Below are 21,671 nucleotides of genomic sequence, written 5' to 3' on the forward strand. Positions count from 1 at the left end.
CAAGTCTTTCAAGCCCTCTTATCGGGCTTGTGCTGCGCGAATATATAAGCCTCACTTCAAGCGCGGTCAAGCAAAGCTGACAATTTTCCACTCACAGTCACCAAAATTGGCACTGGGCAGTCCGCCTAAATGCGACTCAGTAGACGCTCTTTTACACCGCTATTACGGCAATCAAGACAGCCCCTCAGTCGCCGCGCGCGAACTCACTTTTCGAATAGCTTCTTCTATTAAGGGGGTGTACTCATCGAGCGACGCCATTAGTTTCTGGAAGGCTTGATTGCCTCCTGACTCCGGCCACTGAATACCGAGACCCACTGGTGTTGCAGTAATCGCACAGGCGTCCCGAGGGATTTTTTCCAGTAGCTCGCGCAAATATTTCCATGCCCCTTGCGGAGCTGGCTGGCCATCAGCCCAATCCCAAACACCGGAAAAATTCAGCTCGTGCTCAATCCGTTGTTTATCCAAAACCCACCCCACACTCAGGCCTTTACGGTTCTGCCAGCGGTGATAATAGACAGCTGCAGTCCCATCACCCAACGCCGCAGGCAGCGCTTGGATTTGTACGGTAATGCCAGCCTGGGCCGCCCGGCTACGCAAATCTGCAAGACGGCTGTCACGGGCATTGGGCTTTAGCCACATCACCGGCCCCAGCACCAAAGCGATGGCAAATCCGACGATAATCACCGGCAACCAATCAGACATAACCACTCCTCATCAGTGGAAAAAAGTGACTATTGTGCGGTGTTCCGCGTGATCTATGTCAATCGGTTTTTTTTGCGGTAGACTCAAAATAGGTGTCACAAGGGTGTTTTTCACAGTCAATAAAAGGGATAGGAGCAGGTAAATTATGGCGAAATACCGACACATCCTCGTGGGCTTGGACCTGTCAAAAGAGTCTTCCCAGGTGCTTGATAGGGCCGCTGATATGGCTGAAGCATTTGGTGCAGAGTTAAGCTTACTTCACGCCATTGAGCCCCTGACTTTTGCCTATGGCGGCGACATCCCAATGGACCTCTCCGAGGTACAGGACCAACTACAATCCCAGGCCAAGGAGCAATTGCAAAAAGCCGCCGATCGGCTGGATATCCCCGCAGATCGCCAGCACGTAATACTCGGCCAGCCATCTACTGAGATTCATCGCTTAGCCAAAGATATCGAAGCTGACTTAATCATTATTGGCAGCCACGGTCGTCACGGCTTAGCACTACTACTCGGCTCTACCGCCAACGGCGTTCTCCATGGTGCCAAATGCGATGTTCTGGCGATTCGGGTACATATGGAAGACGAATAATCGTTCAAAATTGGGGAGGGGGAAGCAGCAATAATTGCAGCTTCCCCTTCAACTTAGTCGTCTCCCCCCTCCAGCTCTGACCAGCGTTCAAATGCCTCTTCGAGCTGGGCTTGTCTTTCCGTCAGGGTGTTCAGCTTAGCCTGCACCAACGCCTGCTCCTGCTGATAAAAACTGGGGTCGGCAACCTCTTGCTCAATAGCCCCTATCTCTTCTTCCAAAGACTCAATCAAGGCGGGCAGGCTATCCAGCTCTCTTTGAAGCTTATAGCTCAGTTTCTTTTTCTTCGCTGGAGCCGCCTCCTGGGACTGAGGCTTTTCCTTTGGTTTACTAGCAGCTGGCTTAACTTCTTTCAGCTCAGCGACAAAGCTGCCACCTTGGCGCACAAAATCCCCATAACCACCCACGTATTCACGGATGCGGCCATCCCCCTCAAATGCGAGGCATGAGCCCACCACATTATCCAGGAAAGCACGGTCATGGCTCACCAGCAGAACCGTTCCGCCAAAGTCCAGGAGTAACTGTTCAAGCAGCTCCAGGGTTTCTACATCCAGGTCATTGGTGGGCTCGTCGAGCACCAAAATATTGGCGGGCTGGCTAAACAATTTTGCCAGCAAGGCGCGATTTCGCTCTCCACCACTCAAGGCGCTGACTTTAGTACGGGCTTTAACACCACTAAAAAGAAAATCGGCCAAATAAGACATTACGTGGCGGCTTTTACCACCAATAGTCACTGAGTCGCGCCCTTCGGCAACATTATCGAGCACAGTCAAATCGGGATTCAGCTGATCCCGGCGCTGATCGAAATAGGCCACTTGCTGCTTGGTACCCAGGCGCACACTCCCCCCCTGGGACTTTAGCTCTCCCAGCAGCAATTTGATCAGGGTACTTTTGCCGACACCATTGGGGCCTATTAGGCCAACGCGGTCTCCACGCATCAGCGTGAATGATAAATCCCTAATCAACGCTTGCTCATCGGGGTAAGCAAAAGTGACGCCCTTCAACTCAGCGACCAATTTGCCGGACATCTCACCGCTATCCAGGGCCATCTTGGCTATACCCTGCTGGGACCGGCGCGCTTCCCTTTGGCGACGCAGTGCTTGAAGCGCTCTAACCCGCCCCTCATTACGGGTTCGGCGAGCCTTGATGCCCTGGCGAATCCAAGCCTCTTCCTGTGCTAACTTCTTGTCGAAAAGAGCTTCATTTTTTGCCTCTTCTTCAAGAAGCTTCTCTTTTTCTTCCTGGTAACGGTCGAACTTGCAGCGAAATGTCCGCAGGTGTCCACGATCCAAATCCCATACGCTGGTGGCCAAACGTTGTGCCAATGCACGATCATGGCTCACAAACAAAAGAGCGCCACGATAGCTGGCGAGGAAATTCTCAAGCCATTCGACTGCAGCAATATCCAAGTGGTTGGTTGGCTCATCCAGTATCAGCAGATCAGGCTCCACCACCAAAGCGCGAGCCAGAGCAGCACGGCGCTGCCAGCCACCGGAAAGGTCGGCAACCTTTTCGTCTGCATCGAGCCCCAAACGATCTAATACACTGTCCACTTTCGGCAGCAGCTCCCAACCGTGAGCCGCTTCGATTTTGGCTTGTAGCTCTGCTGTGGGGGAGTCCCTGTACGCCGACAAAACAGCGCCTATTTCGCCCAATCCCATAGCCACATATCCGTAGACAGAATCGGGGCAATCGGCAGGTAACTCCTGCTCCAAAACCGCTTGAACCATACCGCTGGCACGAACAATCTCGCCGCTATCCGCGTCAACTTGCCCCGCGATCAAGCGCAACAGGCTGGATTTCCCCTCCCCATTACGCCCCACAAGGCATATACGATCTCCACGCTCAACTTTTGCGCTGACATTGTCTGCCAGTACCTGGGTCCCGTAACGAAGACTGACCCCATCCAATAGAAGCAACATAAATAGGCACTACAATTATCAAACCCGAACCTCAATCCCGCTGATGAAAGAAGCGAAGTCGGCTCTTTCGGGTTCTGTGAAAAATCAGCTATTTTACGCGTTTTTACCGTATAGTCAGTCATAGCTGGAAACACACGTCCAACTGAGGTAATTGAGATGTCAGCTGACGCAAAAGGAATCGCGCTTCTTTCTGCCCTAATCATCACCTGTCTCTGCACAGCCGTGCCCACTAATGCACAATCTGTTCAGGCAACCGCTATCGCACCGGAAGTATCCGAAGATAATCGTGCGGCGCAGAGAGAAAAGCTGCGCCAGGCCCGGCAGGCGATAAAATACAGGGATCGACGGCAACTTCGAGCACTTAAAGCTGAGCTCAAAGATTATCCCCTCGCTGCTTATATTGACTATTGGGCGCTCAGTGAAAAACTGCACCAGCTGCCCTTAAAAGAAGTTGATCAATTCCTGGAGAGCAACAGAGGCACGGCTATTGGCGACTGGATGATGGTCAGGTTGTTGCGCCAACTCGGTAGTCAAAAAAAGTTCTCGACTTACCTGCGCTATTACCAACCTTCGCAACACAGTCGCACCTCCCTCCGCTGCTATTACGCCGATGCCCTATCGCGCCGAGACGGCTATCAGGCAGAAACACAGCAGTTGATATCAGAACTCTGGCTTGTTGGCCGGTCCCAAGTCGAGGAGTGCGACCCCGTTTTTGCCCGCTGGATAAAAAACGGCGGCTTGACGCAGGAACTCGCTTGGAAGCGGCACCTGCTGGCAGTCGAAGAAGGCAATCTCGATTTGGCACGTTATATCGCCAAAAAAATGACGCCAGCACAAGCAGAGAAAGCCAAACTTTTACGCTCGGTCCATCGCAACCCACAGAAGCTTCTCACTGACACCAAGTTCGCCTACAACCCACTGGAATATCGCGATATCGTGTTGCACGGATTGCACCAATTGGCGAAAAAAGACGCGATCAAAGCTGAAACTGCGTGGCACCGCTATCAGGCCAGCTACTTGTTTTCCGATGCCCAACAAGAAGCCATGTTCAAGCACTTGGCGCGTCAATTTGCTCGCCAGGATAATATGCAGCGCTTGCAACAGCTGGTTGAACATCACACAGTGACCGATGGCCGTACCATCGAGTGGCTAGCCAGACAATCCCTACGTGAATTAAATTGGCAACAGGTCGCGTTCTGGATTGACCGCCTGCCAGAGGAGAAACAACAACTCGACCGGTGGATATATTGGAAAGCCCGCTCACTGGAAGAACTTTATGGCACAGGAAGTTCCGAAGCTTCCTCCCACCTTTACCGCAAAGCCGCCCGCAATCGCAGTTACTACGGTTTCCTTGCCGCTGATACCTTGGGGCAACAGTACAGCTTTGAGCACCGGCCGGCACCAATCACCCCCATTCAAGTGCAGGAGATGGCAAAGCGCCCCGAACTGCTGAGGGCCCGAGAATTACAAGCGATAGGCGAACTCTTCCATGCCCGAAGGGAATGGAGCTATGCCACAAGAGCTATGGACCACCAGGAATTACTTGCGGCCGGCAAAGTAGCTAGCGCCTGGGGTTGGTACCATAAATCAATCCAGTCAGTGCTTGCGGCTGACTACCTCGACGACTTGGAGCTGCGATTCCCACTCGCTTTTTCCGATATTGTTCACGATGTGAGCAAACAGGTTGGTGCCCAGAGCTCGGCACTAGAGCCATATCTGATTTACGCTGTGGCACGACAAGAGAGCCACTTTAGCCACGATGCAAAATCCAGCTCCGGGGCCCTGGGACTTATGCAATTGCTCCCATCCACGGCAAAAGCTACTGCACGCAGAGCGGGGGTGCGCTATCGACGCAGCTGGGACCTTTTGAGCCCCAATACTAACATTGCGCTGGGCAGCTTTTACTTAAGTAGCTTACTTAACCGCTTTGACAATAACCGCTTTCTGGCAGCCGCCGCCTATAATGCCGGGCCAACCCGCGTAGCGGGATGGCTAAAAGAGACCCGAAAACAGCTGCCCTATGATGTGTGGATTGAAACCATTCCATTCCGGGAAACGCGTAATTATGTGCAAAATGTACTCGCCTATTCTGTAATTTACGCCTACCGAAGCGGCACCAAGCTGCAACTATTAAGGGAGAGTGAAGCTGCGAGCCGGCTGTAATTTAAAGCCTCTCCTTCAGCCAATCTTGCAATTGGACCTGGTCAAACGGCCAACCGCAAACATCGTCGGGGTCTCCAAGGCCAACCACCGGAATGCGGATAGAAAAGCGCTCCATTAACGCTTCATCCTCGGCGATATCCACCTCGCGAAGACGCAAGTTGAATTTTTCCAGGGCAGGCCAAATTTCAATTTTGGCTTTTTCGCACAGGCCGCAACCCAAAGTGGTGTAGAGCAAAAGCTCTTTTATATCGCTCATCCAAAAACCCCCTGGCTGCTGCCCCAGAGATATCCCGCAACACTTAGCGCAAGCCCCACTATTAAAAGCCACGTTTTACTTTTAGCCTTTGGCTTATCGACTTCCTCAGGTACCTCCTCGGACAAACTGGGTTGCACTGCGTAGGGGACTGTATCGGCTTCTCCAGAGACAGAGGTAGAACTGGGCAATTCGAACTCCGGCAAAGCCGGGCGTACAGCCGTGCGGTTGTTATCGTCAGCTGGGCCGACAATTGAAAAACTTAAAGTGTCGAGCCGGAGCTCATCTCCCCTGCGCACCCGACTCTCACTAACCTTTCTATTATTGACAAAAGTCCCATTTGCCGAACCTAAGTCAATAACGAACAGTAAGCCCTCCCTTACTTCGAGACGAGCGTGCCTACGCGAAAGATGAGAAAGCGAAAAAGTTATATCACACTCATCGGAGCGCCCAATTACCGCACTCTCTTTCACAGGGAACACCTTTCCTGCAATAGCCCGGTGATTGGCTCTTAGCGCCCAGGCAACGCCCTGATTCGAAGCAGCCTTAGGGGGGCCAGACTTGAGCTTAGTTACCTTCGGGTCGATTACCTGGAGTAAACGGCTGCCCACTTTGACCTGATCGTTTATTTTTAACTGGCACGGTGTACCAGTTGGTTGACCATTAAGCAAAACACGGGCCGCGCCCGACAAATTGTGCAAAGTCAGAACATCGCCATTAACTGCAATTTTAAGGTGCGACTTCGCTACGGAATCATCGGCAATACACAAGTCACTACTCTGCGCCCGCCCCACAGTTACTCCCGGCGATACCAGCCATACGCTCTGGCTGAGATCATTGACATCACAAAGTTTGAGCATCGAAATCGCTCCTAAAGCCAAAATGGCCGTGTGAAATTGGCCAATTATTGAAGACAGTGAGCTTAACTAATGTTAAAAAGCAGCCGAAACACTCACTTTTATTGATAAAGTTGAGTTTATCATGGGCGATATCATTAGCGTGTGATTCGGTTTGCAGCTTAAAATGGCCCAATGGTCTAGTATTTAACAGATTCAGCGATGACCTACAAAGTGATCGGCAACTTAAATAAGCCGAGAGCACAACAGGGAAGAGGCGTGTGATTACCGGAGGGTTATCACCGTTAGAAAGATTAAATAAATTACAGGTAGTTGCACGCCAGTGAGTGAAGCCAAAGTACGCGAAGTATCACGGCACAGCGGGATAGTTCAGCATAGCAAAGACGCTACACGCAGTGCCGGCGCAACCCATACCGGCTATAAGCGTGAACAGAACGAAGATGCCTATTGGGCTGCGGAAGACAAAGGTATCTGGGTTGTAGCCGATGGCCTTGGCGGTCACCACGCTGGTGAACTCGCGAGCAAAACTGTTGTTGAAGAAATCCAAAAGTCAGCGGAAACTGACAAGCACTACGAGCGTGCCTTGCAAAAAGCGCACGCCCTTTTACTGGGCGATGAACAAACCACAGCCAATATGGGCTCTACTGCGGTCGTTGTTGCTGAAGAGGGTGACTACTTTCATATCTACTGGGTTGGAGACAGCCGCGCTTACCTCTGGGCTCCCGAAGGCACAACAGGGAAGCTCACCCAACTAACCAGCGACCACTCCTACGTACAGATGTTGATGGATTCAGGCGCTATCAACTCCGAAGAAGCCGCAATTCACCCCAACCGGCATGTAATTACCCGATGTATCGGCGGTAGTACCAACCCCAAACTCGAAGTGGACCGAGTCTCCTATCGCTGGGCAGCAGGACAAAGACTACTCATCTGCAGCGATGGACTTAGTTCGGAAGTACCAGCAAACTCAATCAACCAAATATTGACGGAAAACAGTGATACCCACAGAGCAACAGAACTTCTAATCGCTGCAGCATTGGATGCAGGAGGCAAAGATAATGTCACTGTTCAGGTCATAGATGCCCCATCCACAGCGCAACCTTCTTCTACCGCATCCCTCAACCCAATTAGCGAGCCCACCCTGCCCGGCTCCACACTCAGAAAGTATCGCCCCTTCATTCTCCTCTTCACAGTCGCTTTAGCCACCGCAGTTGCCTACGGACTTTCAACTCTGCTTTAAGATAGGGAAAGCACTTCATGGAAGTCGTCAATAGCGGCACCTCTTCACTGCAGATACCGGGCTACCGCATCCTCAAGAAAATCAATCAGGGGGGAATGTCCTCAGTCTACCTGGCTATACAGCGCAGTGTGGGCCGGCAGGTGGCACTAAAAGTTATGTCGCCAGTATTGAACGCTGATCCAATCTTCAGTGAGCGGTTCCAGCGGGAAGCGAATATCGTTGGGCAGCTGTCACACCCAAATATCGTCGGTATTCACGATATTGGCCGCTACCGCAGCCTGAACTATATCGCCATGGACTACATGCCTGGGGGCTCGGTTGCAGAGCGTTTAAGCAAAGGTGGGCTTGAGCCTCTTGAGGCGCTTAATGTTGTGCGCCAGATAGCCATGGCCCTAGACCACTCCCACAGCAAGGGCTATGTACACCGAGATCTGAAACCGGAGAATATCCTGTTTCGCGAAGACGGATCGGCCGTACTCAGTGATTTTGGGGTTGCCCGGGCTATCGCGAGAACCACCCGTATGACTAACAGCGGGATGGTTGTGGGAACCCCTCACTATATGAGCCCGGAACAAGCTCGCGGAGCAGCGGTTGACGGTCGTGCCGACCTGTATAGCCTTGGAGTTGTTTTCTATGAAATGCTCACAGGAGCCGTGCCCTATCAGGCAGACGAAGCCGTCGCCATTGCAATAAAGCACCTCACCGACCCAATACCGCGACTGCCAGCCCGATACGCACTTTATCAGCCTCTACTTGATCACTTCCTGGCCAAAGACCCGGATAAGCGATTTCAACGCGGCCTGGATATCGCCGATGCCGCAGATGATTTGGTTGCAGCCCTCGCCGGAAAGCCGGCCAACCAAATCAGCCAGCTCAACAATTCAACTTTAAAAACTTCCAGCTTGGCAAAAGCACTTGTACTGACCATTTACGGCAGTGTGGCAGACCAACTCGGGAGAGTTGCTTCCAGTTGGAAACGGAAGGAAACGCCCGAGAAGCCAGAGCGTAAGGAGCAGGATACTGTTGTACGCCTGCGGCAGTTCCTCGCTGAGCCAACAAAACACAAGCGCTCCTGGCTTATGAGCAGCTTTATCGCTGTTGGCCTTACCTCAACCTGGGGCCTGTATAGCATCGTTGATCACAAGACCGGCTGGCAACTTGGACTACCTATATTGGACGGCGCTGCCGATATTACAGCTGCCACCCTACTAGGTACCGCGGAGCAGCCTGCCAATATTGCTCCAAATTCAAATACAGAGTCTGCGCCAACTGAATCAGCAGCAGATGCCCTAGACTCACAGGTACAAGTTACCCAGCTAAATCTACCTTCCTCGCTCAATGCAGATGCACAACTACCCCTCAGTGGTAATCAGGCACTGATTGCCAGGAGTAATATTGAGCCCCCAAAAGTTCTCACGCCTGAGCCTGCAGAGCCAGGAGCAGAGAACCAACCCAAGCTGTACAGCCTAACGATTAACACAAAGCCGTCTGATGCCCGTGTGCGGATTATGAACATAGCCCCCCGCTACCAGCCGGGGCTTGAATTGAGCCCAGGCAAATATGATGTGGAAGTGAGTAAACGGGGCTTCAGTAAAGTTCGCCAGTGGGTCTTGCTGGAAGAACAAAACCTCGAAGTGGCAATCGAGCTGGAACCTGCCTACTTTATCGGCAAGCGATTTCAATCTGAATTATCCTCTGGTGGCTTGGGCCCGAAAATGGTCGCAGTGGGAGCAGGCAGCTTTACCATGGGCAATAACCAGCGGCGATTGGCCAGCCCTGCGCACAGGGTAAATGTAGAGCAGGACTTTGCTATATCCATCTATGAGGTCACCTTTGCCGAATACGATCGTTTCGCCGAGGTCACCGGCAGTGCTAAACCCAGCGATGCAGGCTGGGGGCGCGGCGATAGACCGGTAATTAATGTGACCTGGCGGGACGCACAAAGGTATGTGAAGTGGCTGTCAAAGGAGTCTGGCAAGCAGTATCGGCTGGCCAGTGAAGCCGAGTGGGAGTACGCAGCCCGGGGAGGTAGTTCCCACCAATACTGGTGGGCTTCCAGCGACGTCCGGGGAAAAGCGAATTGCCGCAGGGGTTGCTCTAGCGAATTTACAAAGCTGTTCAGTATCAGTACAGCTCCCGTAGGGCATTACCAGGCGAATCCTTTTGGCCTTTTTGACACTGCAGGGAACGTGGCTGAGTGGGTGGAAGACTGCTACCAAGCTGGATACAACCCAACAAAAACTACTTCAGCGCCTATAAAGATTAACGGCTGCCAACTTCATTCTGTAAGGGGCGGCTCAATGCGTGATACCTCTAGTAAGATTTCTTCTGACTACCGAAAAGGCCTCAATGAAACCGCGCGCTCAAAGGATGTGGGGATACGGGTTGTAATGGATCTGAATGAATAGATCCGAGCTCACAGCGAATCGGGTTTCTGTAGTTGTACCGTCAACTTTCGCTATCTTTTTATTTATGCAAAGTTCTAGCTGAAAGCCGCTGGCCCAAATTAACCTAGAATTGAATTACAAGTAAATTGACACTGGACGGCGATTTACCTCCAGCTTGTAAAATCCCTCAATTTCAATGGTCAAAACCTATTAGACCTTAGGTATCTTAGGCCGGCTATTAAATCAAGCCGGCCATAAATCACTAAAGCGTTAGTACCACCCTACTTCAGCCGGAGCTCCCAAACATTGTGAATTTTTGGGTTGCGCTGAAAGTCCTTATCCAAAAGGTTCAGCTTCTCTACCGAATATTCACTGGAAACGTCCTCGTCCATCTTAAAGCTGCGCAAGTTGTTGGAAAACACCAAGCGACCTTGAGGCGACAACAGGGACATACACTGACGAATCAATTTCCCGTGGTCCCTCTGAATATCTAATACCCCGCTCATCTTCGCGGAATTGGAGAAACTCGGGGGGTCCATGAATATTAAATCGTAATGGCCTTTCCTGTTCTGTTGAGCAGATTCAAGCCACTGTAAACAATCGGCCTCGACCAACTGATGGCGATAAGGATCCATGTTATTAGCACGGAAATTTTGTCCCGCCCAGTTTTGATAGGTTCGCGACATATCGACACTAGTGCTTTGCTTGCAACCACCCAGAGCCGCTTGGACCGTCGCACTGGCGGTATAGCAGAAAAGGTTTAGGAATGTTTTACCGGCAGAAATCTCTCGCAGATATTTGCGCACCGGGCGATGATCCAGGAAAAGCCCTGTATCCAGGTAGCTCCACAGATCTACCGCCAACTCAGCACCATACTCCCCAACCCAGAGCTCCTTTCTGGATTCCGTCTGCTTCTGGTACTGACTTCCACCCTTACCTCCGCCCTTGTGGCTGTGGCGACGGCGCTCTTTAATACTGATATTCGCGCGGGGCAATTCGAGCACGGACTGAAGGGCCCTTAACAAATCGCGCAAGCGTCCCCGAGCTTTCTCTTCCTCGATAGTGGCCGGCGGACGATACTCCTGCAAATGGGCGTACATGGCACCATCCAGGGTTTTATAGATATCGATAGCCGCAGCATACTCAGGCAAGTCTGCATCGTAGAGGCGATAACAATCCACGCCACTCCTCGCAGCCCATTTACCCGTAGTGCGCAGATTTTTGCGCAAGCGATTCGCTACCATCTCCGCCTGAGGTGAAAGCTTCGGCCCAGTAGCTTCACTCGCCGCCGCTCCGCTTTGCGCGCGAACCTCAAACATCAGCAACTGACTGGGAATACTGCCATTGTATAGCTGGTACTGCTTGTGAGAGCGTAAACCGGTGGCATAACCCAGCTCCGGATTGCCGGTAAACACACCGACCAACCAGCCCGGGAACTCCGCTTTTAACTGCCGCCCCAGTTCAAAATAGGTCTCCCGCAAAGCCTCCTGCTCACCCAAGCGCTCACCGTAGGGTGGGTTTGTCAAAACCAATCCCGCTTTGACTTCTCTATGACTCGGTACCCTAAACCCTGCTACTGGGCGGCAACTCACTCGCACCTGGCGCTCCAGACCGGCCCGGGCAATATTAGCTTCAGCCGCAAACAAGACTTTCGCATCGGCATCGTAACCGCGAATCTCTGGCAGTTCGCGAGCCAGGCCAACGCCTTGACGCTGCAATGCCTCTTCGCGAAGCTCATTCCAGATATCGCTTTGATGATTTAGCCAGCGTTCAAAACCAAAGCTATCCCGCATTAATCCCGGTGCCATATCCGCAGCGATCATCGCCGCCTCCACCAGAATAGTGCCCGAGCCACACATCGGGTCGAGCAAGGCTCCACCCTGCTCAGCAATCTTTGGCCAGCCGGCTCTCAGCAACAGTGCTGCCGCAAGGTTCTCTTTCAGTGGGGCTGCACCGATATGGGTTCGGTAGCCACGGCGATGCAAGCTGTCACCGCTTAGATCGATGGCGATATCCAACTTATTCCGATGCAAGCGCAGGGCAACCGTCAAATCTGGATGATGTTTATCAATACTTGGACGAGCTCCCGACTGGCGGCGAAGGCGGTCGACAATGGCATCTTTTGCTTTTTGAGCACCGAACTGACTATTGCGGATCTCTCGATTGGTCCCAGAGAATTGCATCCACAGTTTGCCCGAGGGGCGAATGTGGAGTTCCCAGGGTTGCTCGGCAACTGCTTGGTAAAGGTCTTCAGCGGTGACTACATGCACCTGCGCCAAACGCAGCATAATGCGGTTGGCCAAGCGACTCCACAGACAGCAGCGGTAAGCCAGCTTCAGGGAGCCGGAAAAATACACTGCCGCCGGCTGCTCCCTTACAGACCCTGCACCCAGGTCGCGTAATTCATTAGCGAGCAGCCCCTCTATTCCCTTGGGACACGTAGCCGTAAACTCAAATTCTTCGGTTTGTAAATCTGTCAAAATACTTACTCATTAAGCTCCTCCTGCGGAGGAAGTTTTGTGCGTCAATGAAGACTGCCCACTTAAAGCTGCCGGCAACGTCTGCGCCGCCAGTACGCACAAATAAAACTTGGAGGCAAAACCTTTACAGTCCCCAACTAGGGAAATTGAGCGCTATCGCCTTGCCCCAAAAGAGGACGATTATCCCATTTTGTGGCAGAAGAGAATACGCCCTGCCATTAATTACTACCTGCCCCATAAGTCATACTGTCATCTAGAGATATTTTCCGATTCCCACGCAGCCACTTTACTCTTACTAATAAGGTGGATTGGGTCGGTCCGTTCAAAGACTTATTTCCTTCACTAAAATTCATTGAGAGACACCCCCAAATAGAGCCGTTTGCGAACCTGCCGACAAACTGTCCACAGACCGACAAAGTAGAGGTGCCGTATACGATGAAACGCCAAAAACGAAATCACGCCGACAGGGCATTTTACAAGGGCTATTTGGCAGCCCTGAACAACAAGTCTATGGATAGCTGCCCATTTGTCGAAGAGGATCCTCATCAGGAGTGGATCAATGGTTGGCGTGAGGGGCGGGAAGATTACTGGAATGGCTTCGACAGAGTGACCAAGGCGCAAAAACTGGAGATTTATGGCGCCGTTTCTACCGACATCCAATACCCTGACGGGTGGAGCACCATTTAGCGATGGCAAGTGGGGCTTATCGTCAAAAGCCCCCCTTTTCCTAGCAGTCAGCAACTGATACAGCTTACCCTTGCTCTGTTCGGCGGCGCTCCAAAGCAATTGCCTCTGCCGCCTCACGAATCAATTCAGGCCCCCGATAGATGAAACCGGTATACATCTGTACGGCAGTCGCCCCAGCACGAATCTTTTCAGCCGCACTGTCACCATCAAAAATACCGCCAACCCCGATAATCGGGATCTGCTTGCTCAACTCTTTCGATAACAGCTCGATGACCTTGGTGGATTGCGCTCTCAGGGGTTTTCCGCTCAAACCGCCCTCTTCGCTACCATGGGGCAGCTTGGCGACTGAAGACTTATCGATCGTCGTATTGGTAGCGATCACGCCATCGATATCGTACTCACACAGCGCCTCGGCTATCTGCGCCACCGCATCGCCTTCCATATCCGGGGCAATCTTGACGGCAACAGGGACGTAGCGATCACTCTTTTGAGCCAGCTCCATCTGCTTGTCTTTGATGCTGCCCAGCAAGCGATTGAGACTGTCACCAAACTGGAGGTCACGTAGCCCTTTGGTATTGGGAGAGGAAACATTGGCAGTGATGTAGTCGGCGAAGCGGTACACCTTCTCCATACACAGGCAGTAGTCATCGGCGGCCTTTTCTACTGGAGTATCAAAGTTCTTACCCACATTGATCCCCAAAACACCGCTATAACGGCGCTTTTTCACTCTTTCAATCAGGTAGTCAACACCGAGGTTGTTAAAACCCATACGGTTAATAATCGCATCGGCCTCTTCCACCCTAAACAGCCTTGGCAGCGGATTGCCGGGTTGGGGACGCGGTGTCACGGTGCCCACTTCAACAAACCCAAAACCCAGGGCTCCGAAACCATTAAAGGCCTGCGCATTCTTATCCAGACCAGCGGCCAAACCGACTGGGTTGGGTAGAGTGAGCCCCATCAACTCGACCGGATCATCCGGGACCGACTTTTTGTAAAGGGACATCAAACCGAGGCGCTCTGCAGCGCCAATGGCATCAATCGACAAATGGTGGGCCCGCTCAGGGTCAAGCGCAAACAAGGCTTTACGCAGTGTTGAATACATACCTTTCCTTACGTGGGGAGGCGAACCCTTTAGAAAAACGAAGGGCTCTATCTTGTGATGACGATACTACAGGGGCCTTTGAGTGGCCCCTGGGCTCTATTTCGCTACTGTTCTGCCAGGGTTTCCCGATCCGCAGTGGCGTGGGCGAGATACATTAGCTCGCGCAAAGCCACGGTGAACATGGCAAAGTCACCGACAGAAGTAGACTTCAACTCGGCAATCATATTGTGCCAGCGTTGAATTGCGGGCGCCATGATAGCGCTCCAGCGGGACATTGCACCCTCTACATCAAGATTTTCAGCCTTGCCCAAGCGGAGAATGTTCACCGCCAGTGTCGACAACTGACTGTCCAGGTCATCCATACTGGTCTCCCGGGCCTGCGCCTGCCAGAAGCTGTCTACCGGCAAGTCGACGATCAGATTGCCAAACCAATGCAGGTTCAACTCATCCGACAGCCTGAAGTAAACCGTGGCAACTTCCTCTACGGGCGTATCGCTGGCTCGCGCCGACTCAGAAATACCCAGTGCCGAGTAGAGGTAGGTGGGCGACGCCGACAGCAGGGCCAGGGCCTCTGGCACCCCTGCTTCCAGGAGTTTCTGGTAGCGCTGCTCCCATTCGTTAAGGGGCTCGCCACTCAAGACCTGCGGCAGCGCTGTAATAACCCGCTGTACCGGCTCCTGGAACAGCTCGCAGTTGGTAGCTGGCTCCAACTCATTGCGGCGATTGCGCAGGAACCACCGGGTTGCCCGGCGCACACGGCCTATCATCGAGTTCAGCAGTTCTGTTTGCAGCTCCGCTGGCACCTTGTAGTCCAGCGCAGCCAGCTGCTCCTGGAAGTCGTGCATCTCGTACACATCGCGAGCGCTGACGTAAGCAGCAGTTACATCGTTCACATCGGCGCCAGTAGCTGTACCGATACGGTTGTAGAAGGTGATACCCATACTGTTAACCATCTCATTGGCGACCTGGGTAGCCACAATCTGGCGCAACAGCGGATGGTCATAGACTTGGTCGCGATAACGCTCGACCAATTTTTCCGGGAATGCAGACTCAACCGCAAAACGCACCCGCTCATTGTCGGTGATTTGTGCATTTTGCAGCTCTTCTTTCAACTTGACCTTCACGTATGAGATTAGAACCGATAATTCAGGGCGGGTCAGGGACTGCCCTTTGTGCTCGCGTTCAGAAATCTGCTCGTTGTCAGGAATAAACTCCAGCGCGCGGTTCAATCGGCCGTCGTCTTCCAAAGTGTTGATGGTTCTGCGGTACTCGTCCAGGCGCTTGGCAACCTGATATTCCGCCACACTGAGGGCAAAAGTCTGCTCATAGTTATTGTGCAGCACCAATTCACCGACAGCATCGGTCATCCCATCCAGTAGCTCATTGCGCTGCTTTTCAGTCAAATCACCCTGAGCAACGACTTTATCCAGAAGGATCTTGATATTTACCTCGTGGTCAGAACAATCCACACCGGCCGCATTATCGATAAAGTCGGTGTTACAACGCCCGCCATTGAGAGCAAACTCAATACGTCCACGCTGGGTCATACCCAGGTTGCCGCCCTCGCCAAAGACTTTGGCACGCAACTCCCGACCATCAACGCGCAAGTGATCATTGGACTTGTCACCAACTTCGGAGTCCGTTTCGGTAGTAGCCTTAACATAAGTGCCAATACCGCCATTCCAGATCAGATCCACCGGCGCTCTGAGCAAGGCACTAATCAGCTCGTTGGGGTTCAGTTGATCCTGTTTGATATCAAACGCTTCTTTCATTTCGGGCGTAATAGCAATGGCCTTGGCGCGACGCTCGAAGATACCACCACCTTTGGAAATTAATTTGCGCTCGTAATCTCTCCAGCTCGACCGGGGCAAGGCGAACAAACGCTGGCGCTCTTTAAAGCTGGATTCTGCATCCGGATTGGGGTCCACAAAAATATGCAGGTGGTTAAAGGCCGCTTTCAGGCAGATATGCTCAGACAGCAACATGCCGTTACCAAAAACATCTCCACCCATATCGCCAATGCCGACAACAGAGAAGTTTTCTTTCTGGACATCCACCCCCATCTCACGGAAGTGGCGCTGCACCGATACCCAGGCTCCACGGGCTGTAATACCCATTTTCTTATGGTCGTATCCCTGGCTGCCACCGGAGGCGAAAGCGTCGCCCATCCAGAAGCCATACTCCCCGGCAATGCCGTTGGCAATATCTGAGAAAGTCGCCGTCCCTTTATCCGCAGCTACTACCAGGTAGGGGTCATCCTCATCCCGACGAACAACGTATTTGGGCGGCACAACTTCGCCATCTTTTAGATTGTCAGTGATATCCAAAAGGCCGCGAATAAAGGTTTTGTAGCAGGAGATTCCCTCTTCCATCATGGCTTCGCGGCTGCCATCGGTAGGCGGACGTCGAACGACAAATCCACCTTTTGCACCACTGGGTACAATAACCGCATTTTTCACCGCTTGGGCTTTTACCAGGCCCAGAACTTCTGTGCGGAAATCTTCCAGTCGGTCAGACCAACGCAGGCCGCCGCGAGCGACTTTACTGCCGCGCAAGTGCACACCTTCCACACGAGGGGAGTAAACAAAAATCTCAAACTCCGGGCGGGGTTCGGGAATGCCGGGAATATCCCGGGGACTGAATTTGATCGAAATATAATCCTTGGGCTGCCCTTCATCATCCACCTGGAAGAAGTTAGTGCGCAGGGTCGCCAGGATTAATTCCAAATAACGGCGCAGAACCAAATCTTCATTCAGGTTATCAACCGTATCCAAACCATCGTGAATTTTAGCGATCAAGCGTTCGACACGGGGCTGCTCCTGCTTACCCGTGCTTAAACGGGGATCGAACATCGCCCTAAACAAGGCTACTAGGTTGCGGGTGATATCCACGTGGCTGGCCAGGGTAGCGGCAATATAGCTCTGGCTGGCACCGGACTTGGTTTGCTTCAGGTAACGGGCGTAGGCACGAAGCATGGATACTTCGCGCCAGTTAAGGCGGGCGGCCAGCACCAGGCGATTGAAGGCATCGCTTTCCGCCGTGTGATTCCAGATCGCCGCGAACGCATCCTGGAACAGGCCACGGGATGCCTGCGCATCAATTTTTGTGGGCAGACCAAATTCCAGATGGAATTCGTGCATCCACACATCGGTATAGCCACGGGGGCGAATCGTATAGGGGAATTCACCTATAACCCGCAAGCCCAGATTTTCCAGCACGGGAATCACGTCGGAGAGCGTCAGGCCGCTGCCCCAGTTGAATACCTTGAACCGCAGGCTGCCCTGAGCGGCCCCCACCGGCTGGTAGAAACTCATTGCTACCCGGTTATCTTCACTGAGGCTCTGAACGGCTCCTACATCCTGCACCGCAATACGAGGCTCAAAGTCTTCACGGTACCCCGCCGGGAAGGCGCGGCCAAAAGTACGATAGAGACGACTGCCCTCTTCTTCCCCGCTATTTTCAATTAGTGATCTTTGGAAAACATCTTCCCAGGAGCGGGTAATATCCACAATTTGCGCCTCCAGCAGCGCGACATCAAAATCAACAGGCTCATCGGGGGACACGCGGAAAACAAAATGAACCCGCGCGAGAATGGATTCGGAGAAGAAAGTGGTGAAGTCCGAGTCCTTCGCATTAATCACTTTGGCAATATGCGCGCAAATCACCTCGCGCACATCACTGTTAAACAGCTCACGGGGAACGTATACCGTGGCAGTAACGAATTTACCAAAGGGGTCGCGACGCATAAACAGGCGAAGGTGAGCCCGCTCATTTAACTGCAGCACCCCCATTACCACGTCAAACAGCTCTTTGGTGCTGCCCTGGAAAAGTTCATCCCTTGGGAAGGTATCGAGAATCCGGCGCAGGGCTTTGCCATCGTGCCCCTGCCCGGAGAGACCGCTAGACTCGATGATCGAGGCCATCTTGCGGCGAATAATCGGAATTTTCGCCGGGCTCTCGGTGTAAACCGGCGAGGTATAAAGCCCCATAAACGCCGCTTCACCAATCACCTCACCATCGGTGTTGTAGCGCTTAATCATCACGTAGTCCGAATAGGCCGTGCGGTGCACCCGAGACTTAACGGAGGACTTGGCAAATGTCAGGTAATTGGGCCCTTGGTAGAAACGCTGCTTGCCCTCACTAAAAGAGGTTTCCAGCATCGGCGCAGCTTCTTCCAGCTTTTTGAAAATACCGAGCCTGCGGTCTTCAACTTCATTGAGGATTTTTTTATCCCCGACAACACTGAACTCGTATTCGCGATACCCCAGGAAGGTGAAGTTACCGTCGCGCATCCACTGCAAAAATGCACTGGCTTCCAATAGGTTGGTGTCTTCGTCTGGAAGTCCCGCCTGTAACTGCCCCTCCATTGCGCTGCAGGTTTCCAGCATCGGGACATAGTCGTCCACTACCAGCTCCACATCGCCGAGTACGTCTTTTAAGCCAGTCATCATGCCTGAAGCGAACTCAGATGAAGTGTCGTGATTAATCTCGACATAAATCATCGCTTCGTTCGTAATGCGCTTCCCTTTTGCCTGCGGCTTTTCACCCAGTAACTCTTCCTCTGGCGGCAACAGGCGAGTCAGTTTCCCCTTGGCATCGCGCTCGACTCGAACTACCGTACTCTTTATCGAATGAGTCACTGTATTTCGGCGATTGATCTCCATGCGAATGGAGTCCACCAGAAATGGCATATCCCGCTGCAGCACACCAATGACCGTATGCGAGCACTCCCAACCATCGTCTTCGAGGCGGGGGTTAAAAACCTTCACCTTGGGTAGGCCGCCCGGGCGCTGTTGAATAAAGTTCCACCAGGTGTATATGCAGCCATAGACGTCAACAAGACGACGACCGGCCAGATCCTCTAATGGGTACTGATTGAGGAACTGCTGGGCAAAAGCCACAACGGGTTCGGCTTCGCTGGTCAGCTTGTCACGAATCAGCTCGCAAATCTGCGCAACTAATTCTTCACGGCTGTCGGTAATAACCGTCGCCATATTCACGGGGAACCTCCCAATCTCATTTTTGTCACATCGAATCCAAACACTGTAGATCCGAAAAGGTCATCATCTCAGCCCATACGCAGCTGCAGGGTCGAGTCCTAAAAATTACACTTTCAGTCAGACAGTGAGGAGAAGTCCATTCCACCTCAGAATCTAGTCGGCTCGGCAGAGGCCTACGTCTCAAGAGTTGCCTCTTCATTTGGTGCCGCTAAAATCATCAGTCGCCACCTTCTCGGCGGCGACTATATATAGATGGTAGAAAGCCAGCCAGGTCCGTGCGGCGGCTAAATTCTCAGAAGAAGAGATACTATGGAAGCAAACCAGACTATTAGGGATCATATCGCCGCTTTGGGCGATTGGTTGGAAAAGCAGATTATCGGTCAAGAGAGATTGGTTAACCGATTGCTGATCGCCATGCTGGCCGATGGCCACCTTTTGGTGGAGGGAGCGCCAGGCCTGGCCAAAACCAAGGCCATTAAAACACTGGGCGAAGCTATTGAGGGTGACTTCCATCGCGTTCAATTTACGCCAGATCTGCTTCCGGCGGATATTACCGGCACCGACATTTACCGGCCGGAAACCGGAGAGTTCCATTTTCAACCAGGTCCAGTGTTTCACAACCTGATACTGGCCGATGAGATTAACCGCGCGCCAGCCAAAGTTCAGTCGGCGCTGCTCGAAGCTATGGCAGAACGGCAGATCAGTGTCGGCCGAAAAACTTATCCCCTTCCCCAGTTATTTTTGGTAATGGCTACCCAAAACCCTATTGAGCAGGAAGGGACTTATCCTCTGCCAGAGGCACAATTAGATAGATTCCTAATGCAGGTAAATCTTGCCTATCCCAATGCGGAGGCGGAAGCAAAAATCCTGCGCCTGGCCAGATCCGAGGCTAGCCTTGGCGAAAATCGCCCCACTGAAATTATCAGCCAAGAGACCATTCTTCAGGCGCGCAACCAAATTCTGGAAATGCAGATGGTTGAGGCCGTGGAAACCTATACTGTCCAACTTGTCATTGCTACTCGCGAGCCGGCGAAGTATGACAGCGAGCTGGCGTCATGGCTAGATTTTGGTGCAAGTCCAAGAGCAACAATTGCATTGGATCGCTGCGCGCGCGCTCACGCCTGGCTCGCCGGGCGCGATTATGTCACCCCAGATGATGTGATGAATGTCGCTCCCGATATTTTACGCCACCGACTCCTGTTGAGTTTTGAGGCGGAAGCGGCGGGAATTACTACCGACCAGGTAATTGAGCGATTACTTCAACAGGTGCCTGCGATCTGATGTCCGCTGAAGCACCCCCAACTGAGCTCGAACTGCGCGGGGCTTATCCCGAAGTAACGCCGTTGGTACAAATGCGCTACGCCGCACGGCAGCTGCAATTATTCAAACCGCGCCTGGCCCGCAGTGATCAGGCCGGCAGCCTGCTCACTCGCTATCGCGGCCGCGGCATGAATTTTGAGGAAGTGCGGAACTACCAAGCCGGCGATGATGTGCGCTCCATTGATTGGCGCGTAACAGCTCGAACCGGCCAAACCCACACCAAACTTTACCAAGAGGAGCGCGAACGCCCGGTAGTTATCCTGTTGGATTTGCGCTCACCGATGTTTTTCGGCAGCAAAAGGGCATTTAAATCGGTGACGGCCAGCGGCATCGCTGCAGCGCTGGGTTGGGCTGGTTTACAGCACAGCGATCGGATCGGGGCGCTACTTTTCTCCGACCGGGAAATAGACACAGTGCGTCCGCGCCGCAGCCACCACGCCGTACTTTCGATGATTCACAGTACGGTTGCCCGCGCTGCGGAACTGAGCAGCCCCGTCCCCGAACAGGGCAGCCAAACGCTGAAAACATTACTTGAGGAAGCGCGAAGAATCGCACGTCCCGGTAGTGCGCTCTTTTTAATCAGTGATTGTCACGATCTCGACGAGAGCTGCTCACAGCCACTCTATCTTTTATCCCGCCATGCCGACCTCCAGGTGCTGAGGGTATCGGACCCGCTGGAGCAACATCTGCCCGGCCAATCCCTCACTATATCTGACGGTCGCCAGCGCACATTCCTTCATGCCGGCAATCGGCCGGTTCACGAACATTTTGCCGAAAAGCAAGCCCGAGCCCGCGCCGAGGTTGAACAACTGTGCCGACGTTATCGGTTGCCGTTACTGGACTTTGATAACACCCAACCGCTTATTCCAGCACTGATGTCCGTCTACGGCTCGCGGCAAAGAAATAATGGCTGGCAAAATACGAGAAGGCCCAAGTAGTAATGAGTTTGAAAGTGCAGAAAAAGCTAGTCGC

14 protein-coding genes are annotated in these 21,671 nt (G+C 52.7%); 7 read left to right on the forward strand and 7 right to left on the reverse strand.

Annotated features, from left to right (window positions below):
• Positions 1–171 precede the first annotated feature (171 nt).
• A complete protein-coding gene (locus ACJJIN_RS08520) occupies positions 172–702 on the reverse strand; it encodes a hypothetical protein (protein WP_282932317.1) in 531 nt (176 codons plus the stop codon).
• Positions 703–847: 145 nt separating this feature from the next.
• Here ACJJIN_RS08520 and ACJJIN_RS08525 point away from each other — a divergent pair, with 145 nt between their 5' ends.
• The gene (locus tag ACJJIN_RS08525; protein WP_282932316.1) at positions 848–1,291 is read left to right on the forward strand and encodes a universal stress protein; all 444 of its coding nucleotides are present in this window, start codon (positions 848–850) and stop codon (positions 1,289–1,291) included.
• A gap of 53 nt (positions 1,292–1,344) precedes the next feature.
• Here ACJJIN_RS08525 and ACJJIN_RS08530 read toward each other — a convergent pair whose 3' ends face one another.
• Positions 1,345–3,210 carry an ATP-binding cassette domain-containing protein gene (locus ACJJIN_RS08530; protein WP_444897700.1) on the reverse strand — a complete coding sequence of 622 codons (1,866 nt, stop codon included), beginning with the start codon at positions 3,208–3,210 and terminating at the stop codon, positions 1,345–1,347.
• A 156-nt stretch (positions 3,211–3,366) separates the two neighbouring features.
• Here ACJJIN_RS08530 and ACJJIN_RS08535 point away from each other — a divergent pair, with 156 nt between their 5' ends.
• Positions 3,367–5,373: a transglycosylase SLT domain-containing protein gene (locus tag ACJJIN_RS08535; RefSeq protein WP_444897701.1), complete on the forward strand. Its 2,007-nt coding sequence runs from the start codon at positions 3,367–3,369 to the stop codon at positions 5,371–5,373.
• A 1-nt stretch (position 5,374) separates the two neighbouring features.
• Here ACJJIN_RS08535 and ACJJIN_RS08540 read toward each other — a convergent pair whose 3' ends face one another.
• Together ACJJIN_RS08540 and ACJJIN_RS08545 are read right to left on the reverse strand one after the other, a co-directional pair.
• Positions 5,375–5,629 carry a glutaredoxin family protein gene (locus ACJJIN_RS08540; protein WP_413662439.1) on the reverse strand — a complete coding sequence of 85 codons (255 nt, stop codon included), beginning with the start codon at positions 5,627–5,629 and terminating at the stop codon, positions 5,375–5,377.
• The gene (locus ACJJIN_RS08545) at positions 5,626–6,486 is read right to left on the reverse strand and encodes an FHA domain-containing protein (RefSeq protein ID WP_413662440.1); all 861 of its coding nucleotides are present in this window, start codon (positions 6,484–6,486) and stop codon (positions 5,626–5,628) included. Before ACJJIN_RS08545 ends, ACJJIN_RS08540 begins: the two co-directional genes overlap by 4 nt.
• Positions 6,487–6,805: 319 nt before the next feature.
• Here ACJJIN_RS08545 and ACJJIN_RS08550 point away from each other — a divergent pair, with 319 nt between their 5' ends.
• Together ACJJIN_RS08550 and ACJJIN_RS08555 are read left to right on the forward strand one after the other, a co-directional pair.
• Positions 6,806–7,723 carry a PP2C family protein-serine/threonine phosphatase gene (locus ACJJIN_RS08550; RefSeq protein ID WP_444897702.1) on the forward strand — a complete coding sequence of 306 codons (918 nt, stop codon included), beginning with the start codon at positions 6,806–6,808 and terminating at the stop codon, positions 7,721–7,723.
• A 17-nt stretch (positions 7,724–7,740) separates the two neighbouring features.
• Positions 7,741–10,131, forward strand: a complete 2,391-nt coding sequence (locus ACJJIN_RS08555; RefSeq protein WP_444897703.1) for a bifunctional serine/threonine-protein kinase/formylglycine-generating enzyme family protein — start codon at positions 7,741–7,743, stop codon at positions 10,129–10,131.
• Between the two features lie 260 nt (positions 10,132–10,391).
• Here ACJJIN_RS08555 and rlmKL read toward each other — a convergent pair whose 3' ends face one another.
• The gene (gene rlmKL, locus ACJJIN_RS08560; RefSeq protein ID WP_444897704.1) at positions 10,392–12,590 is read right to left on the reverse strand and encodes a bifunctional 23S rRNA (guanine(2069)-N(7))-methyltransferase RlmK/23S rRNA (guanine(2445)-N(2))-methyltransferase RlmL; all 2,199 of its coding nucleotides are present in this window, start codon (positions 12,588–12,590) and stop codon (positions 10,392–10,394) included.
• 435 nt (positions 12,591–13,025) lie between these two features.
• Here rlmKL and rmf point away from each other — a divergent pair, with 435 nt between their 5' ends.
• A complete protein-coding gene (gene rmf / locus ACJJIN_RS08565) occupies positions 13,026–13,277 on the forward strand; it encodes a ribosome modulation factor (protein WP_108733677.1) in 252 nt (83 codons plus the stop codon).
• A 64-nt stretch (positions 13,278–13,341) separates the two neighbouring features.
• Here rmf and ACJJIN_RS08570 read toward each other — a convergent pair whose 3' ends face one another.
• Together ACJJIN_RS08570 and ACJJIN_RS08575 are read right to left on the reverse strand one after the other, a co-directional pair.
• Positions 13,342–14,379, reverse strand: coding sequence for a quinone-dependent dihydroorotate dehydrogenase (locus ACJJIN_RS08570; protein WP_444897705.1), 1,038 nt, complete (start codon positions 14,377–14,379; stop codon positions 13,342–13,344).
• 104 nt (positions 14,380–14,483) lie between these two features.
• The gene (locus ACJJIN_RS08575) at positions 14,484–19,373 is read right to left on the reverse strand and encodes an NAD-glutamate dehydrogenase (protein WP_444898236.1); all 4,890 of its coding nucleotides are present in this window, start codon (positions 19,371–19,373) and stop codon (positions 14,484–14,486) included.
• A 315-nt stretch (positions 19,374–19,688) separates the two neighbouring features.
• Here ACJJIN_RS08575 and ACJJIN_RS08580 point away from each other — a divergent pair, with 315 nt between their 5' ends.
• Positions 19,689–20,660 (forward strand): AAA family ATPase, encoded by a 972-nt coding sequence (locus ACJJIN_RS08580; protein ID WP_444897706.1) that lies wholly within the window; start codon positions 19,689–19,691, stop codon positions 20,658–20,660.
• Positions 20,660–21,637 carry a DUF58 domain-containing protein gene (locus ACJJIN_RS08585; protein WP_444897707.1) on the forward strand — a complete coding sequence of 326 codons (978 nt, stop codon included), beginning with the start codon at positions 20,660–20,662 and terminating at the stop codon, positions 21,635–21,637. The genes ACJJIN_RS08580 and ACJJIN_RS08585 overlap by 1 nt, the downstream gene beginning before the upstream one ends.
• Positions 21,638–21,671 lie beyond the last annotated feature (34 nt).

The sequence above is a fragment of the Microbulbifer maximicatervae (SeqCode) genome (assembly GCF_052467505.1).

Coding starts and splice junctions, on each gene's coding strand:
- ACJJIN_RS08585 (WP_444897707.1), top strand. CDS start 20,660: ATGTCCGCTGAAGCACCCCCAACTGAGCTCGAACTGCGCGGGGCTTAT.
- ACJJIN_RS08545 (WP_413662440.1), bottom strand. CDS start 6,486: ATGCTCAAACTTTGTGATGTCAATGATCTCAGCCAGAGCGTATGGCTG.
- ACJJIN_RS08535 (WP_444897701.1), top strand. CDS start 3,367: ATGTCAGCTGACGCAAAAGGAATCGCGCTTCTTTCTGCCCTAATCATC.
- ACJJIN_RS08525 (WP_282932316.1), top strand. CDS start 848: ATGGCGAAATACCGACACATCCTCGTGGGCTTGGACCTGTCAAAAGAG.
- ACJJIN_RS08530 (WP_444897700.1), bottom strand. CDS start 3,210: ATGTTGCTTCTATTGGATGGGGTCAGTCTTCGTTACGGGACCCAGGTA.
- ACJJIN_RS08570 (WP_444897705.1), bottom strand. CDS start 14,379: ATGTATTCAACACTGCGTAAAGCCTTGTTTGCGCTTGACCCTGAGCGG.
- rmf (WP_108733677.1), top strand. CDS start 13,026: ATGAAACGCCAAAAACGAAATCACGCCGACAGGGCATTTTACAAGGGC.
- ACJJIN_RS08520 (WP_282932317.1), bottom strand. CDS start 702: ATGTCTGATTGGTTGCCGGTGATTATCGTCGGATTTGCCATCGCTTTG.
- ACJJIN_RS08580 (WP_444897706.1), top strand. CDS start 19,689: ATGGAAGCAAACCAGACTATTAGGGATCATATCGCCGCTTTGGGCGAT.
- ACJJIN_RS08575 (WP_444898236.1), bottom strand. CDS start 19,373: ATGGCGACGGTTATTACCGACAGCCGTGAAGAATTAGTTGCGCAGATT.
- ACJJIN_RS08540 (WP_413662439.1), bottom strand. CDS start 5,629: ATGAGCGATATAAAAGAGCTTTTGCTCTACACCACTTTGGGTTGCGGC.
- ACJJIN_RS08555 (WP_444897703.1), top strand. CDS start 7,741: ATGGAAGTCGTCAATAGCGGCACCTCTTCACTGCAGATACCGGGCTAC.